Source organism: Spirosoma sp., from assembly GCF_048594605.1.
Classification (GTDB): domain Bacteria; phylum Bacteroidota; class Bacteroidia; order Cytophagales; family Spirosomataceae; genus Spirosoma.
Genome location: NZ_JBMDWV010000348.1, coordinates 1 through 14,266, shown reverse-complemented (window position 1 = coordinate 14,266; position 14,266 = coordinate 1). Strand labels below are relative to the sequence as shown.

Sequence of the window (14,266 nt, the reverse complement as noted above, 5' to 3'; positions counted from 1 at the left end):
TAAAAAATCTTTGGGTGGTGGGTGTTGTGGGTTGGGTTTCAAAACCCCAACACCACGATACGACATAGATTCAAAACAGGTATACGCTGTGAAGAACCACCTTATTTAGCGGGTTCGTTGGGGCGTTGCGGCTGCTGATTGATTACTTTCCGCGTCTTCAGATCAAATTTCTGGCCTTTGCCAAGAAAGTAGAACGGGCCGCCCGTGCTGTTTTGACCAGATGGATATTTCGCGCTGTTGGCAATTTGGTTGGCTTCGTAAATACCCACATAGGAAGCGCCAATCACCTCAAACGTATTCTGCTGAACCACAATGGCTGTACTTTCGTCAATAGCAATACCGAGTAATTCAGGACGGGTTTTGATCACCTCAACCAGATCGAACTGGCGGTTCCGGCGCAGAAAGTGCTGGTCGATGGTTACGTTATGAATAAAATCCAGCCCCTGGGTGTGATCGCCGACCATGATGGAATTGCCTTTGGTATCGCCCCGAACCATGAACGAGCCCTGAATCGTAGCGCCCGCCGACGTACCGCCAATGACACCACCCCGCTCCAGCACCGCTTTGAATTCTTTGTGAGCCAGCGTGTTTAAGTACGAATCCGTCAGCCGCCAGTGACGACCGCCCACAAACCAGACGCCCGTAGCGTTACGTATCGGCGCTACAAACAATTCCTGATTCGCTACTTTTGAGTCGCGGGTGTGCAGAACGGTTATGTTTTTAACGCCCAGACTAAGCAGCTTTTCCTTTTCGCGGGGAGCACTCATCGCCGACGAATCTTCACCCGCCGTTGGAATAATGACGATGTTCGCTGCGGCTGGTCCACCAGCCAGTTCAATAAACCGGCCCCAGAGCTCAGGTCCCATATTTCCCCCTCCGACAATCACCAGCGCTCCTTTTTCAGGCCCCACAAATTGTGGAGCCTGCGCATAAATCTGGCTGATCAGTAAGTTTAAAAAGAGGAAGGCAAAAATGCTTTGTTTTTTCATTTCAATAGTTTGGTTTTCAGCGAGTCGTCGTATCATTACGTGTTAATAGCCTGGATTCTGTGTTAACGCCTTATCCGCCAGAATTTCGCTGTTCGGAATGGGCAGTACATATTTGGTTGCATCGGTAATACCCAGCACAGCCGCTACCCGACCTGTCCGAACCAGATTGAACCAACGATCGGCCTCAAAAGGGAACTCGACCTGCCGTTCGGCTTCGATAGCCAGCAACAGCGCGTCTTTGGTAGCAGCCTGAGCTAGCGGCACCCCCGCCCGGTCGCGAATAGCATTCAAATCAGCCAGTGCCGTTGTGGTTTTACCCAGCTGAGCGCGGGCTTCGGCACGTATCAAATACAATTCGGCCATACGGATGACGTATGCAGGGTCAGTGCCCAGCGGTGTCCGATAATACAACTTGCCATACCACAGATTGCCCGGAGGAGCCGTCTGCCCGATCAGTTCTTTCCGATTACCACCTACGTTCGGATCATTGAGCAGCGAAACCAGTTTTTCGTTCGGCGCCCACTCCCGACGACCACTTAGCGCGGGCGGTAACCACCAGTTGTAGTGGCCATTCTTGAACGAATTAGTATAGGAAATTTCGAAAACCGATTCTGTAGTCGTCGTAGCATTATTGGCGAAGAAAGCGCTGTAAGGTTTCGTGAGTTTGTAGTTCGCGGCATCATCGATGAGTTTGCTGGCATAGGTTTCAGCCTGCTCCCACTCCTGCCGGTAGAGGTGATAGCGTGCACGTAACGCCCAGACCGTTTTTTGGGTTATTTTATTCCGACTGGTTGTGTTGCTGAGCAGCGGTTCAGCGGCCGTCAGATCTTTTAGCACCTGTGCATACGTATCGTCGACGCTGCTTCGGGGAATTCCTGTATTGTCGGATGGCGTATGCGTTGCTTTTGTAATCAACTGCACCCCGCCCCAACCCCGCACCAGATCGAAATAAGACAAGGCACGTAGTGCATATGCTTCGCCCTGAATCTGATTTTTACGGGCGGCCGTCAACTGAGGGTCCGTTAGCGCTGGAACGGTTTCCAGCAAATAATTGGCCTGCAAAATAGTCCGATAAATAGCGGCCCAGGCTGAGCCAACGTAGCCATTATCGGCCGTTAGCTTACGCGAGGTAATCTCCTGAGGAGCCGTCTGCGAACCCGTCCACTGGATGTCGCCACCCGAAAGGTACGACAGCGCCGGAAAGTTGGAACCGTAGTAGCCATCGCTACCCAGGCGGTTATAGAGACCATTTACAGCCGCTTCGGCCGTACTGGCATTGGTAATCGCCTGTGATTCATCGATCTGCAAATCGGGCTGCACATCCAGAAAGCTCTGGCACCCCGTCAGCAGCAGAAGTAAAGGCAGTATTTTAAACGTTTTTTTCATGATAGATGATCGTGTATCCTGAACGATTCAGGTCTGATACGTTCGTTACAAAGTCACATTAAGCCCTAGCTGAGCGGAACGGGGTTGTGGGGGCGTACCTAAGTCGTATCCCTGGGTGGTGGGGTCAGCCGTTACGTTCACTTCGGGGTCCGGGCCCTGGTAGTTGCTTACCAGCCACAGGTTCGAGCCGCTGTAATAGATTCGGGCTGAGGCAATACCAATTTTACGGAGAACCGTTTTCGGAATCGAGTAGCCAAACACCAGCGAGTTCAGGCGGATAAATGAACCATCCTCAACAAAGCGACTGATCGGACTCAGGTTGTAGTTATTGCCGATGGTCGTTACACGGGGTACGTCCGTAATATCACCTTCTTTCTGCCAGCGAGTGAGCTGGTTTTTGTTGATGGCCCGACGGTCGTCGCGCGTACCGCCCGATTCATGGAAAAACCGGTTGTTGTTGAACACCTTATTGCCGGCGCTGAAATTGAAGAAGACCGACAGGTCGAAGCCTTTGTACGAGAACGTATTGTTCAGACCACCGAAAAGCTTAGGTAACGCACTGCCATAAAACTGCCGGTCGGCCACAGTAATTTTACCGTCCTTGTTGACGTCTTCATACACCGCATCACCTGTTTTTGGATCAACGTAAAGCTGCTTATAAACGTAGAACGAATGGAACGAATAGCCCTGCGCCATGCGCTCGGTAGCGTAGCTGGCATCGACCGGAATAGACAGTTTTTCGATACGGTTTACGTTCCCGGCTATATTAAAGCTGGTGTTCCACTGAAAACCTGACTTGTTGATATTCAGGGAGTTGATGGCGAATTCAAGTCCACGATTACTGATTTCGCCATCGTTCCGGTAGATGCTGGCAAAGCCCGAACTCTGCGCCAGGGGCACCTGAAGCAACAAATCGTATGTGTATTTCGAATAAGCGTTGATTTCCAGACCGATCCGGTTGTTCAGGAAACCGACATTCAGCCCTATGTTAGACTGCCGGGTGGTTTCCCATTTCAGTTCGGGATTGGCTAATTGAACAGGTACCGTACCGGGATTATCCAGATAATTGTTTCCACCACCCCACAAGCCGCGCGATGCGTAGTTACCAATACCGTTCTGATTACCCGTCCAGCCGATACTCGCCCGAATTTTCAGGTCGCTCAGGAAACCCACATCTTTCAGGAAATTCTCCTGCTTGAGCTGCCAGGCCACACCCGCCGATGGGAAATACCCCCAGCGGTGACCAGCGGCAAACTTCGACGACGCATCGGCCCGCAGACTGGCTTCCAGGAAATATTTTCGGGCAAAATTGTAATCAACCCGTCCGAAGAACGAGGCCAGGTTATACTGATTACGGATTGATGTTGACGTAGTTACCGAAGCCGAAGCAATTTGTTTGAACGCATCCGACGGGAAATTAGTCCCTTGTGCCTGCGTTTGCGTCGATACATTCCCCTGGAACGTATTACCAACCAGTACGCCAAAATTGTGCTGGGTTCCGAAGCTCCGACGATACGAAAGAGTCTGTTCGTTAATCCAGATCGTATTTTTACTGACACTCGACGTAGCCAATCCTTTGCTGGCACTTCCCCGGTTGGTCAGCGTATTCCAATACTCGTATTCATTGTAATCGTTGTAGTCAATGCTCCAGCTGCTGCGAAGTTTAAGACCATCAGTAATATCGTACTCACCATAAATATTACCAATGTAGCGCGTACTGGTCGAGTGCATGTCGGTATTGTTGATCAGTACGTCCAGATTGTCGAAACCCGCCCACTTGGCATACGTACCATCGGTGTTGAATTTGGGCAGATACGTCGGGGTGTGTAGTGCCGCCTGCAGAATGCCGCCCTGTGGCCCATCGCCAACGCGGGCATTTGTCCGATTCGATTGCGAGAAGATGTTGCTGGTACCGATCCGAATTTTATCCGTAATGTCCTGATCCAGATTCAGTTTGAAACTGGCCCGCGAAAAGTCGTTGGTACGTAGCGTAGCCTGCTGACTCGTATAACCACCGCCCAGATAGAAGCGCGTTTGTTTCGTACCGCCCGATACCGCTACGTCGTAATTCTGCAAAGCGCCAGTACGGAAAATATCGCTCAGGCGGTCATAGGTTGGCTGCTCTTCGGGCAGTCCGCGACCTCCCTCCGCAACGGGCCGGAATGGACGGGTGGCGGCTGGTTTGCCGTCGTTGATCCAGGCTTCATTGATGATCGTCGCGTGCTCAGGCCCCGTTACCAGATCCCAGAGCTTGGGCGCCCACGCCTGCCCGACAGACGCATTCAGCGTCACTTTCATTTTGCTGTTATACGCACCCCGTTTGGTGGTGATCAGGACAACGCCGTTGGCGGCACGCGCTCCGTAAATAGCCGTGGCTTCAGCATCTTTCAGGATTGAAATTGACTCAATATCAGCAGGATTGATGTCGGCCAGCGGATTATTGGATTGGCCCTGCGTTGTAATTTTCTGGAGCGACTGGTTATTTACAAACACGCCATCCACTACGTAGAGCGGGTCATTGCTGGCATTGATGGACGTAGTGCCGCGAATCCGGAAGAAAATCCCATCGCCCGGTACGCCCGTATTGGCGGCTACCTGTACGCCCGCAGCCCGTCCCTGCAATTGCTGGTCGAAGCTGGCAACAGGACGGTTTTTGATTTCGTCGGCATTAACCTGCGTTACAGAGCCAACCAGATTCTTACGATCCTGCGTACCATAACCAATAACGACGATTTCATTCAGTTGCGACGCCGACTCGCGTAACGTAACGTCGAGGGTGGTTTTCTGGCCTACCGTTACGTTCGTTGTCTGATAGCCAATGGCTGAGATAACCAGTTCATCGCCTGAGCGGGCGTCAAGGCTGAATTGCCCACTGGCGTCAGTTGAGGTGCCTTTACTCTGATTTTTCAGAACTACGTTAGCTCCAGGCAGGGGTTCGCCTATATCTGTCCGAACGATACCCGATATGCGTGATCCATTTGATTGTGCCAGCAACCCTCCGCAGGAGAGTAGCCACACTACTCCTGCAAATAAAAGTTTTTGCATTACTTTGTATTGGTTATGTGAGAAAATGAGGCCGGTCCGACGTTTCGGTTGCCAGAGCCTTGTTATTAACCAGCCGGAACGGTTGCCGCCGTTTCGGCTTTTTTGTTGTGTCTGAATCAGTTGCCGCTGGTTCAGACACTTGTACTTACTCCTAAAATCGACCTTACCCCTAAATCCCCTGAAGGGGACTTGGCTCATTTGCGGAATAAGTCCCCTTCAGGGGATTTAGGGGTAAGGTCGATTTTAGGAATGTTGGTTATTGTAATTCCCGTACACTTACCAATCCTCTCACCGAACGTAATCGCTGAATAAGGCTGTTTGCCAGCCCAATATCGTCCCGCATCTGAATTGTCAGAACACCATTTGCCTGTACGCCATCGGCCTCAAAGCACAACGTACGGATCAGGTAAGAACCATCCTGAGGGACTGTATTCGCAATGTCGCTAACAAAACTGGGGCGGTCGAAACCAGCGATCTGATAGGTTATCTGCCAATTTTGGTATAAATCAGGGGCAGAGTTAGTTGATGGTAGCATGGGGTTCAAAGCATCAATATCTATATCCTATAAACTCTATTGTTTTTGTAGTTTAATTTGCAATTCAACTGATTAAGTAGGTTAAGCAAGGCTGGAATACTAAAAGTTAACGAGTAAAAGACGTATTAAAAGCAGCAACGCATCCATACAACTTCAGACCGGCAGTTACCGAACTGACTGAAGCCGGGATAATGAAACCCGTTTACAAAGAAGCTTATGCGTGACTTCACTGATAGTCTTGTAATCTGATAGGCAAAGGTGAATACACATTTTTACATTTCCAAAAAAATTTAAAAATTTGGTTATCAGCACTTTACCTAATACTCTATAGGGATATACTGTTTATACACCAAGATTTCTTTTGTCATTTTTTAGGTTTATTCCCTCTTACTTTATTTACCAACAGACTGAATTTCTGACATATTGAAGCTTTCGAATTAGGTAATATTGCTCTGCTTTTACCTTTCGGAATGATACTGCCAGCGTCAACCTTTCTCTCCTTTTATCTACTTCTGAATTATGCAAACGGCTATCAATACGCTCCAGGCTATCGGACAAACGCCACTTGTCCGCTTAAATAAAGTGACCGAACCTCATAGCGCTGAGGTATTCGTAAAATTGGAATATTACAATCCTACCGGCTCGTATAAAGATCGTATGGCGCTGGCCATGATTGAGGAAGCGGAACGTAGTGGCGCGCTACGTCCTGGCATGACGGTTGTTGAATGTACAGGTGGCAGTACGGGCACGTCGCTGGCGTTTGTATGCGCCGTAAAAGGCTATCGATTTCAGGTTGTTTCCTCAGATGCCTTCGCCAAAGAGAAGCTACAAACCATGCGGGCGTTCGGCGCTGACTTGCAAATCGTGCCTAGTCAGGGCGGTAAAATCACGCCCGACCTTATTCCAGCAATGCGCGAACGTGCCCGTGAGATAGCCCAACGCTCCGATGCCTACTTTACTGACCAGATCAATAACGAAAATTCGAAGAAAGGCTACAGGCGAATTGGTGAAGAAATTCTGGAACAGCTTAATCGACCGATCGACGCTTTCTGCGGTGGAGTTGGTACGGCGGGGATGCTGATGGGCGTTTCAATGGCCCTGCGCGAAGCGGGACAAGCTACCCGCGTAGTAGCCCTTGAACCGGCTTCGGCACCTCTGTTGTCGAAAGGTCAGTCGGGTCCGCACCGTGTCGAAGGGATTGCGATTGGCATTGTTCCGCCCCTGTTGAATAAGGATTTGTACGATGAAGCCCGTACCGTTGACGAAGTCGAGGCTCGCGAGTTGGCTCGTCGACTGGCCCGCGAGGAAGGTATTTTTGCGGGTATTTCCAGCGGTTTAAACATTGTGGGTGCGCTTCAACTGGCAAAAGAGCTAGGGCCCGGACGCACCGTTGTGACGGTAGCCTGCGACTCCGGCATGAAATACCTGGCAGGCGATTTATACACTACGTAGTACTCATCGCTTTTTTCATCACGATAAATTCAAGCGGCTGCTTTTGTATACCGAAGCGCGGATCATCGGGAAACGGCTGTTTCTCGCCCGTGGCGTGATAACCGCGCCGTTCGTACCAGGCAATCAGCTCATGACGTACCGTAATAACCGTCATGGTGATGGCCCGACGTTTCTGCTCAACGGCCATTTTTTCGGCAGCTACCAGCAATTTCTTCCCAATGCCATTCGCCTGAGCTTCCGGCGAAACCGTTAACATACCGAGATACAGATCCTGGCCTTTCTTTTCCAACAAAACGCAACCCAGCAGTTGACCCGCGTCTTCATATTTGAGGATCGTTACGTTCGGATTCCGTAAAAGGGTTCGCAGGCCAGCCTCATCGGTTCGAATGCCGCCCAACAAGTCAGCTTCGGTTGTCCAGCCTTTTTTGGAGCTTTCGCCCCGATAAGCACCGTTCACCAATACGTTCAGGTTTGGTACGTCCTGTTCGGTGGCCGGGGAAATGGATATATAAGTCATTTCGTGTGATCACAAACTATTTACTGACTTCCCGAAAATCGAGTTGCTGAATCAGGGCAGGATTCTCGGGGGTTAGGGTAAAAAATACGTCGATGTTGCCCGTTTCGCCTTCCAGCAGAAAATGACCACGGAGTTGATTCTCAGGCACAAGATCACCCACACGCTGGATTTTTCCGACTTTGGCGTACAGGTTCTGCACTACGTTTCGACGGATGGCGACGGATTTATCGGGAAAGAAATTCTCGGCAAAAATTCCGCTTTTTTCGGCGTTTGTCCAGTCGGGCAGGAGCTTAACTAATTCGGCTTTACGTTGCGCCAGAATGGGTGATACGGGTAATTGTCGGGGTTTCAACTGACCAATGGCTACCAACGTATCAAGAACGGCTGCATTTACGGCACCCATTCCCGCATAGGTCAAGTTTGCGTAGCCAATGACACCAATGCCATACTCAGTCAGGATGCGCCACTGACTCCCGAAACCGGGCAAACCGCCCGTATGACCGACGCCTGTTTCGCCTTTGCAGTTTTTCCCCCATCGGATTCCGTAGCCATAGCCAGTGACTTCGGGACAAGGCTGCCCGGCCGAATTTTTAGCCTGCGCGTTCAGACTCGAAAACGTCCAGGGTTGGTGCATTTCCCGAATCGAACTGCGTTTGATCGGACCTGTATCTGCGTCCGAACGAGGAGGCCAGGCTGCCTGATGCAGCGCTACGTAGCGGCTAAAATCGTCAATGGACGTAATGAGGCCGCCCATTGCGCCGTGTGAACCGTCGTGTAATAGTTCTTCTTCCTGCCAACGATCGTCCTGCCAGCGATAACCATGCGCCAATTTTTCGGCCGGAACGCGGGTGTATTCCCACTGCGTATCGTTCATCCCCAGCGGTTTCAGTATGGATTCAGTAATGTATTGCTGATACGGTTTCCCGGACACTACGTGGATGATACGTCCCAGCATGGCAAATGCCAGATTGCTGTACTCATAAGCAAAACCAGGTACGTTGGAATTGGAAATGCCGCCGTTGATCAACGCCGTCAAATCCGCATCTGTGTCGGCCAATTGGCGATCGCCCCAGGGATTATCTTCGGGGAAACCAGCCGAGTGTGTCATCAGGTTACGTATCGTTATTTTGGGCGAGTCGGCAGTGAGGTATTTGTGGCTTTTCAGCTCTGGAATGTAGTTTTCAGCGGGGTCATCGAGCTTGAGTTTGCCTTCGTCACGCAGTTTAAGAACGGCCATCGTCGTGAAACTCTTGGTCATCGACGCAATCCGAAACAGGGACTTGGGCGTTGCCGGTATCTTTTTCGCTACGTCAGTATAGCCCACTCCACCCGAATAGACCAGTTTTCCGTCCAGCACGATGCCAAACGCCACGCCTGGGAAATGCCGTTTTTCAGCTGCGTCCTTGTACATCTTTTCGATGATCGGATAAGCCGCTTCCAGCCGCTTCGCCCGATCAGCATCCGTAAAAACGGGTGGCTGATACGTTGCTACGTGCGGAACCGTTCGGCTGACAGGGGTTTGCTGGGCACAGGCGGAAAAGGCCACCAGGGCCAGAACAGGGAAAACCAGTTTCATAAGCGTGCGTGACGGGAGGTTGTATCGATCCTGCTAACTTAGCAAATAACCCGATATAGTGTTTCTACGGACAGCTTACTCCTTTCAAACAAAAAGCGCCGGAATTACCCAGCGCTTTCTGTGACGTAACATATGATCGGCTTAACTGACCAGGAAATTAATCGCCTGCTTCAGCGTACGTTCGTTGCCGGTTTCGGGATCAGCGTAGGAGCGCTCCCCAACGTCAATCGTAACCTGCTTACCGATTAGCTGCTTTGTATCAAGGTCTTTCCCCTCTTTCACATCGATTCCGGCCATCTCGAATAAACGGACAATTGAAGGCATTCCGGCTTGCGACTGATAGAACCGGTGCGATACGTATCCTTCGTCATTTTCGAAACGGACCGCAAAGAAAGGGATTCCTTTGTGTTCGCTTTTTCCTTCGTCGATATGGACAATGGTAACGTAATGCCGACCATCTTCCAGTAATGTCTTATCCTGACCTTTCTCTACTGCAATTTTCATAACGCGATGAATATGTTTTATTTATATCATAAACACCCTATTTGATTATTTGTTCGAGAATATCTTGCAGAATATATTTTACTTATATCATAAAGATTTCACATTTTGACCTGTACAAAATCCTGTCCATCATTCATTTCATCGCTTTGATCCACTCCCGAAGCAGTTCCAGACTTTCGGTATGAATCGTTTTACGCCCTAGTTCGGGCATCATTTCGCCCGGATCAGTCGAGTGCAGGCGATAAATCAGAATGGATTCGTCAGGCTTGCCAGGAACAATGTCGAACAAATGTCCACCCGACCCACGCCCGGCCGCTACGGGCGATTTCTGGATACCTAAAGCGGTTGGGTCTGTTTCGGAAAGGCTCAGATTCAACCCCGACGTCATGGCCGGACCGTTGGGATTGTGGCAATGGGCGCAGTTAATGTCGAGCCAGGCGCGGGCCCGGTCGTTGAGCGAACCCGTTTCGGGCTTGTTCCAGACGGGCGTTTTGGGGCACTTATCCAGCGCAGGCATTCCCGTTAGCATACCGCTACGTTGCCAGTGCGTGAGTTGGTTTTCTTTTCTGCCCTCATACGCCAGATCGCCGTTAAGTTGCCGTATCGATGGACCGATGGGCACCATCACTTCGTTACGGTTATGGCAGCCTTTACACTGATTCAGGTTCGGGATCATGTAGGCATGTTCGCGATTCTTGCCTTCGCTATCAACGTAACGTACCGTTTTGGTATCGCCCGCTACTTCCAGGAAAGCGTCGCTCTGTTCGTCGTTCCAGACATAGTCGAACGCCTTCCAGCCTTCCGACTGATGAATGAGCAGTCGTGTTTCAATCAATCGTCGGCCCTTTGCTGGGTTGCGGAAATCGTTCGGGAAGTAAAAGGTTTTGATCAACGTAGTACCAACCGGAAAATTCAGCACCGACGTATCGTTGTAAGCAACGGACTGTCCGGCTGGCAATTTGACAAACCGCAATTTTTCGGCATAATCCGAAAACAAGGGCGTATTCAGCGCATATGGTACTACGTCGGCTGCGGGTTGCTGATCGGCGGGATTGCCTTTAAAAAAGCCGTACTCGGATAGTTTTTCAGGAACAGCCACCGTTCGCCAGCTCACAAACGTTAGACCTGCCACAAGCATTAATAAACTTCCGAGTATGTACGTACGCATTCCGTTAACGAGTAGTAATTGCCGTTGCTTTTAGTGGCGTCAGTTGGCAATCAAACTGGGCGGCATCGAGCGATACATTCTTGAAACCGCGACCAGCGTCGAGATTGACAACGCTCTGATTCTTGTTGTTACGGACGCAGATGCGTTTATCGGCCTGCGGTTTACCATCTTTATCGAACGTAGCAGGATCGGCAATGCCGTCGTAAATGATGTGTGGTACGTCCTGCCCATTTTTCAGAATCTGCTCGAAAATTTTGCCATATCGACCGCGCTGACTGGCCGGGCCGGGTTTCCGCTCATACACATTGTCGTGAATGGAAACGGCCGTCGAAAACGGATAATAGTCTTTGTCTTTAATAGGTAGTTCCGTCAGTAAATAACTGATAATTCCCGTGCCGACGGTTTGATTGTGAATGAATCGATTATTGAAAACTTCTACGCCATTTGCGGCCAGAATCAGCATTCCGGTTCCGTCCGATACGCTGGCAACGATGTTTCCGGCAGGCGCAAAATTCGGAAGGTTGTTGTCGTGAACGTAGTTGTTGTAGACCCGCACGTTGCCGCCCTTTTTCTGGACCAGATCGGGCAGATCGAACACCAGAATCCCGCCCGTATTCTCGTACGCTTCGTTGTCGAACACGTCGGCATTTTTTGAATTCTCAATCTCAATTCCCGCTACGTTATGGTGCGCTTTGCTGTTTTTCACGACAATCCCGCGCGACTGCCCTACGTAAATTCCGGCATCGGACGCACCAATAGCTGTGCAAGCATCAATCACTACGTTGTCGCACTGAACGGGATAAAGGCCATACCCGCCATTTTCGGCTTTGGGGCCGCCGGTCCATTCGACTTTTACGTTTCGGAACGTAATGCCCTTAACGTTCATGGTTTTAATGCCATCGCCCTTGCTGTCCTGAACGGTCAGGTTTTCGATCACAATGTTTTCTCCGTTCGATACCCGCAATCCTTCGGCGCCATCGGTCTGGCCTTTGAAACTTAGTACTGTTTTATCAACACCTTTCCCCCGAATAACGATGCGCTTTTTATCCTGCAGCGATAAGGTGCTGGTGAACGTAAACGTACCGGCGTCGAGGTCAATCGTGCTGCCATCTTCCGCCATGATCAGCTTTGTCTGGTAGCGTTTCTGCACATCGGCCTGCGCCCATAGTTCATGGCAGCCCAGGCTAAAAAACAGGATAAATAAATAGGGCTTCATGGATGGAGCAGTTTAGAATGATACGTACGTAAAAATACAATAGTCACAACAAATTCTACGAATTGTCTATTAATCGAACGGAGATTCATGACAGAAAAATGGCAACATACACTATCAAAACCAGCGCTGTTATTGCTATTTAAATTGGTTTTATTCTACTTTTCAAATAGATTCTTTCTCACTTAATGGCTTAGACAAAATCATCAATAAATTGCCGCTTAAAGTTGATTCCCTACGTAGTACGTTAACCTCATTCTTCTTACAACCGATCTTCTATGAAACAATTCAGTACGTTATTGCTAAGTATTCTTTGTTCGTCAACGCTGTACGCCCAGAAATCCTATTACGGTTACGAAGAAAAGTGGCCGGAGCAGGATACCGCCAGTAAGTTTTATACCATAAAAGGGGAACGCCACGGCATCAGCTTTTTCAAAAAACACAAGTTTAACGATGTTCAGTACGTAGCCGGGAACACGCTCACGTTCGATACGTACCACACGCCTGATGTTATGTACAGCTGGTGCCGGAAATGGGCGGAGCAGTACCCAAATCTGGTGGATCTGTATGAAGTGGCGAAGAGCTACGAAGGTCGGCCGATTCTGCAAATGACGCTGACCAACAAGAAGACCGGCAAGCATACGGATAAACCAGCCGCGTATTTTGAAGGCGGTCGGCACAGTGGCGAAGTGACGAGTAGCGAAGCGGTTTTTTGGCTGGCCAAGCACCTGCTGGATAATTACGGCAAAGATGCGTCTATCACGAAACTGCTCGACACCAAAACGATTTACCTACGTCCCGAAAACAACCCGGATGGGGCCAACATGTATTTGTATACAGCTCAGCGTAACCGTAGTTCGATGCGCCCTACCGATAACGACCGCGACGGTTTGTTTGACGAAGATTCGGACGATGACCTCGACGGTGATGGGGTCATTTACCAGATCCGGAAGAAGGCTACCGCAAAGGAAGACCTGGAAAAAGCCGATTTTGTGATCGATCCGAAAGACAAATCAGGTCGGCTGATGAAACGGGTTCAGCCAGGAAAAGGTACGTATCTGGTTTATACGGAAGGCATTGATAACGATGGCGACGGCAAGTTTAACGAAGACGGAATCGGCGGACTCGATAATCACCGGAATTATCCCGAAAACTGGCGTCCCGATCAGGGTGGCGATTTTACGGGTCGGGGTTATACGCAGCAGGGCGCCAGTCAGTTTCCGCTGAGCGAACCCGAAACCCGCGCTACGTATGTCTGGCTTATGGGTCATCCGAACATCACGGTGGTAAACTCGATGGATACGAGCGTACCGATGCACCTGCGTCCGCCATCTACGTCGGCCAGTGCTGAAAGTATGTTTCCGGCGGATGAGAAAATCTACAAACACATGGACAGCCTGGGTATTTCATTTACGGGCTATCCGTGGGCGGGCGATGTGTATGAAGTGTACAATACACGTAACAAAATCAATCGCTTAACGGGCGATCCGTCCAAGCCTGTCCCTTTGTTCGGGCACGGGCCTGATTTTGGGTATTTCCAATATGGTGCCGTGTGGTATGGCGACGAACTCTGGAACAACGGCGCTATGAAAGATTACGACGGCGATGGCGACCGCGACGAATACGATGGGTTGATGTGGGACGACGAAGCGAATGGAAAACGGGGCTTTAAACTCTGGACCAAACTAACGCATCCACAATTGGGCGAGGTAGAAATTGGCGGTTTCCATCCCAAATTTTTCTCGCAAAACGGCCCGGCCTGGATTCTGGAAAACTGGATTTCCAAACAATCGTTGTTCAATCTGGCAATGGCCAACGAGCTACCGCAGATTGATTTGACCGACGTAACGGTGAAGCCGCTGGCCAACAACGAGTATGAAA

At 50.2% G+C, this 14,266-nt stretch carries 11 protein-coding genes; 2 read left to right on the top strand and 9 right to left on the bottom strand.

All coding sequences use genetic code 11. From position 1 onward, the window contains the following. Positions 1-101 precede the first annotated feature (101 nt). From ACOJS8_RS21140 to ACOJS8_RS21125, 4 genes are all read right to left on the bottom strand, one after another. Positions 102-989: a cyanophycinase gene (locus ACOJS8_RS21140; protein ID WP_420150539.1), complete on the bottom strand. Its 888-nt coding sequence runs from the start codon at positions 987-989 to the stop codon at positions 102-104. A 42-nt stretch (positions 990-1,031) separates the two neighbouring features. Next, positions 1,032-2,375 (bottom strand): RagB/SusD family nutrient uptake outer membrane protein, encoded by a 1,344-nt coding sequence (locus tag ACOJS8_RS21135; protein ID WP_420150538.1) that lies wholly within the window; start codon positions 2,373-2,375, stop codon positions 1,032-1,034. A 45-nt stretch (positions 2,376-2,420) separates the two neighbouring features. Continuing rightward, complete coding sequence (locus ACOJS8_RS21130) at positions 2,421-5,420, bottom strand: SusC/RagA family TonB-linked outer membrane protein (RefSeq protein ID WP_420150537.1); 3,000 nt, start codon at positions 5,418-5,420, stop codon at positions 2,421-2,423. A gap of 256 nt (positions 5,421-5,676) precedes the next feature. Next, a complete protein-coding gene (locus ACOJS8_RS21125) occupies positions 5,677-5,955 on the bottom strand; it encodes a hypothetical protein (RefSeq protein WP_420150536.1) in 279 nt (92 codons plus the stop codon). A 519-nt stretch (positions 5,956-6,474) separates the two neighbouring features. Here ACOJS8_RS21125 and ACOJS8_RS21120 point away from each other — a divergent pair. After that, complete coding sequence (locus tag ACOJS8_RS21120) at positions 6,475-7,407, top strand: PLP-dependent cysteine synthase family protein (protein ID WP_420150535.1); 933 nt, start codon at positions 6,475-6,477, stop codon at positions 7,405-7,407. Here ACOJS8_RS21120 and ACOJS8_RS21115 read toward each other — a convergent pair. The 5 genes from ACOJS8_RS21115 to ACOJS8_RS21095 form a co-directional block, all read right to left on the bottom strand. Beyond that, positions 7,400-7,924, bottom strand: coding sequence for a GNAT family N-acetyltransferase (locus ACOJS8_RS21115; RefSeq protein WP_420150534.1), 525 nt, complete (start codon positions 7,922-7,924; stop codon positions 7,400-7,402). The two genes, ACOJS8_RS21120 and ACOJS8_RS21115, sit on opposite strands and share 8 nt — an antisense overlap. Positions 7,925-7,940: 16 nt before the next feature. Further along, positions 7,941-9,500: a serine hydrolase domain-containing protein gene (locus ACOJS8_RS21110; RefSeq protein WP_420150533.1), complete on the bottom strand. Its 1,560-nt coding sequence runs from the start codon at positions 9,498-9,500 to the stop codon at positions 7,941-7,943. Between the two features lie 141 nt (positions 9,501-9,641). Continuing rightward, positions 9,642-10,004, bottom strand: a complete 363-nt coding sequence (locus ACOJS8_RS21105; RefSeq protein ID WP_420150532.1) for a hypothetical protein — start codon at positions 10,002-10,004, stop codon at positions 9,642-9,644. 133 nt (positions 10,005-10,137) lie between these two features. Continuing rightward, positions 10,138-11,172: an SO2930 family diheme c-type cytochrome gene (locus ACOJS8_RS21100; RefSeq protein ID WP_420150531.1), complete on the bottom strand. Its 1,035-nt coding sequence runs from the start codon at positions 11,170-11,172 to the stop codon at positions 10,138-10,140. Positions 11,173-11,176: 4 nt separating this feature from the next. Then, entirely contained in the window at positions 11,177-12,388 is a 1,212-nt protein-coding gene (locus ACOJS8_RS21095) for a parallel beta-helix domain-containing protein (RefSeq protein ID WP_420150530.1), read from the bottom strand. 275 nt (positions 12,389-12,663) lie between these two features. Between ACOJS8_RS21095 and ACOJS8_RS21090 the strand changes: the two genes are divergently transcribed. Further along, positions 12,664-14,266 (top strand): M14 family metallopeptidase (locus ACOJS8_RS21090; protein ID WP_420150529.1); only part of this gene is annotated, 1,603 nt, incomplete at its 3' end.

What these genes read in the sequence shown, in the direction of transcription:
- ACOJS8_RS21105 (WP_420150532.1), bottom strand. Translation starts at nt 10,004, where the DNA reads ATGAAAATTGCAGTAGAGAAAGGTCAGGATAAGACATTACTGGAAGAT.
- ACOJS8_RS21135 (WP_420150538.1), bottom strand. Translation starts at nt 2,375, where the DNA reads ATGAAAAAAACGTTTAAAATACTGCCTTTACTTCTGCTGCTGACGGGG.
- ACOJS8_RS21125 (WP_420150536.1), bottom strand. Translation starts at nt 5,955, where the DNA reads ATGCTACCATCAACTAACTCTGCCCCTGATTTATACCAAAATTGGCAG.
- ACOJS8_RS21115 (WP_420150534.1), bottom strand. Translation starts at nt 7,924, where the DNA reads ATGACTTATATATCCATTTCCCCGGCCACCGAACAGGACGTACCAAAC.
- ACOJS8_RS21140 (WP_420150539.1), bottom strand. Translation starts at nt 989, where the DNA reads ATGAAAAAACAAAGCATTTTTGCCTTCCTCTTTTTAAACTTACTGATC.
- ACOJS8_RS21095 (WP_420150530.1), bottom strand. Translation starts at nt 12,388, where the DNA reads ATGAAGCCCTATTTATTTATCCTGTTTTTTAGCCTGGGCTGCCATGAA.
- ACOJS8_RS21120 (WP_420150535.1), top strand. Translation starts at nt 6,475, where the DNA reads ATGCAAACGGCTATCAATACGCTCCAGGCTATCGGACAAACGCCACTT.
- ACOJS8_RS21130 (WP_420150537.1), bottom strand. Translation starts at nt 5,420, where the DNA reads ATGCAAAAACTTTTATTTGCAGGAGTAGTGTGGCTACTCTCCTGCGGA.
- ACOJS8_RS21110 (WP_420150533.1), bottom strand. Translation starts at nt 9,500, where the DNA reads ATGAAACTGGTTTTCCCTGTTCTGGCCCTGGTGGCCTTTTCCGCCTGT.
- ACOJS8_RS21100 (WP_420150531.1), bottom strand. Translation starts at nt 11,172, where the DNA reads ATGCGTACGTACATACTCGGAAGTTTATTAATGCTTGTGGCAGGTCTA.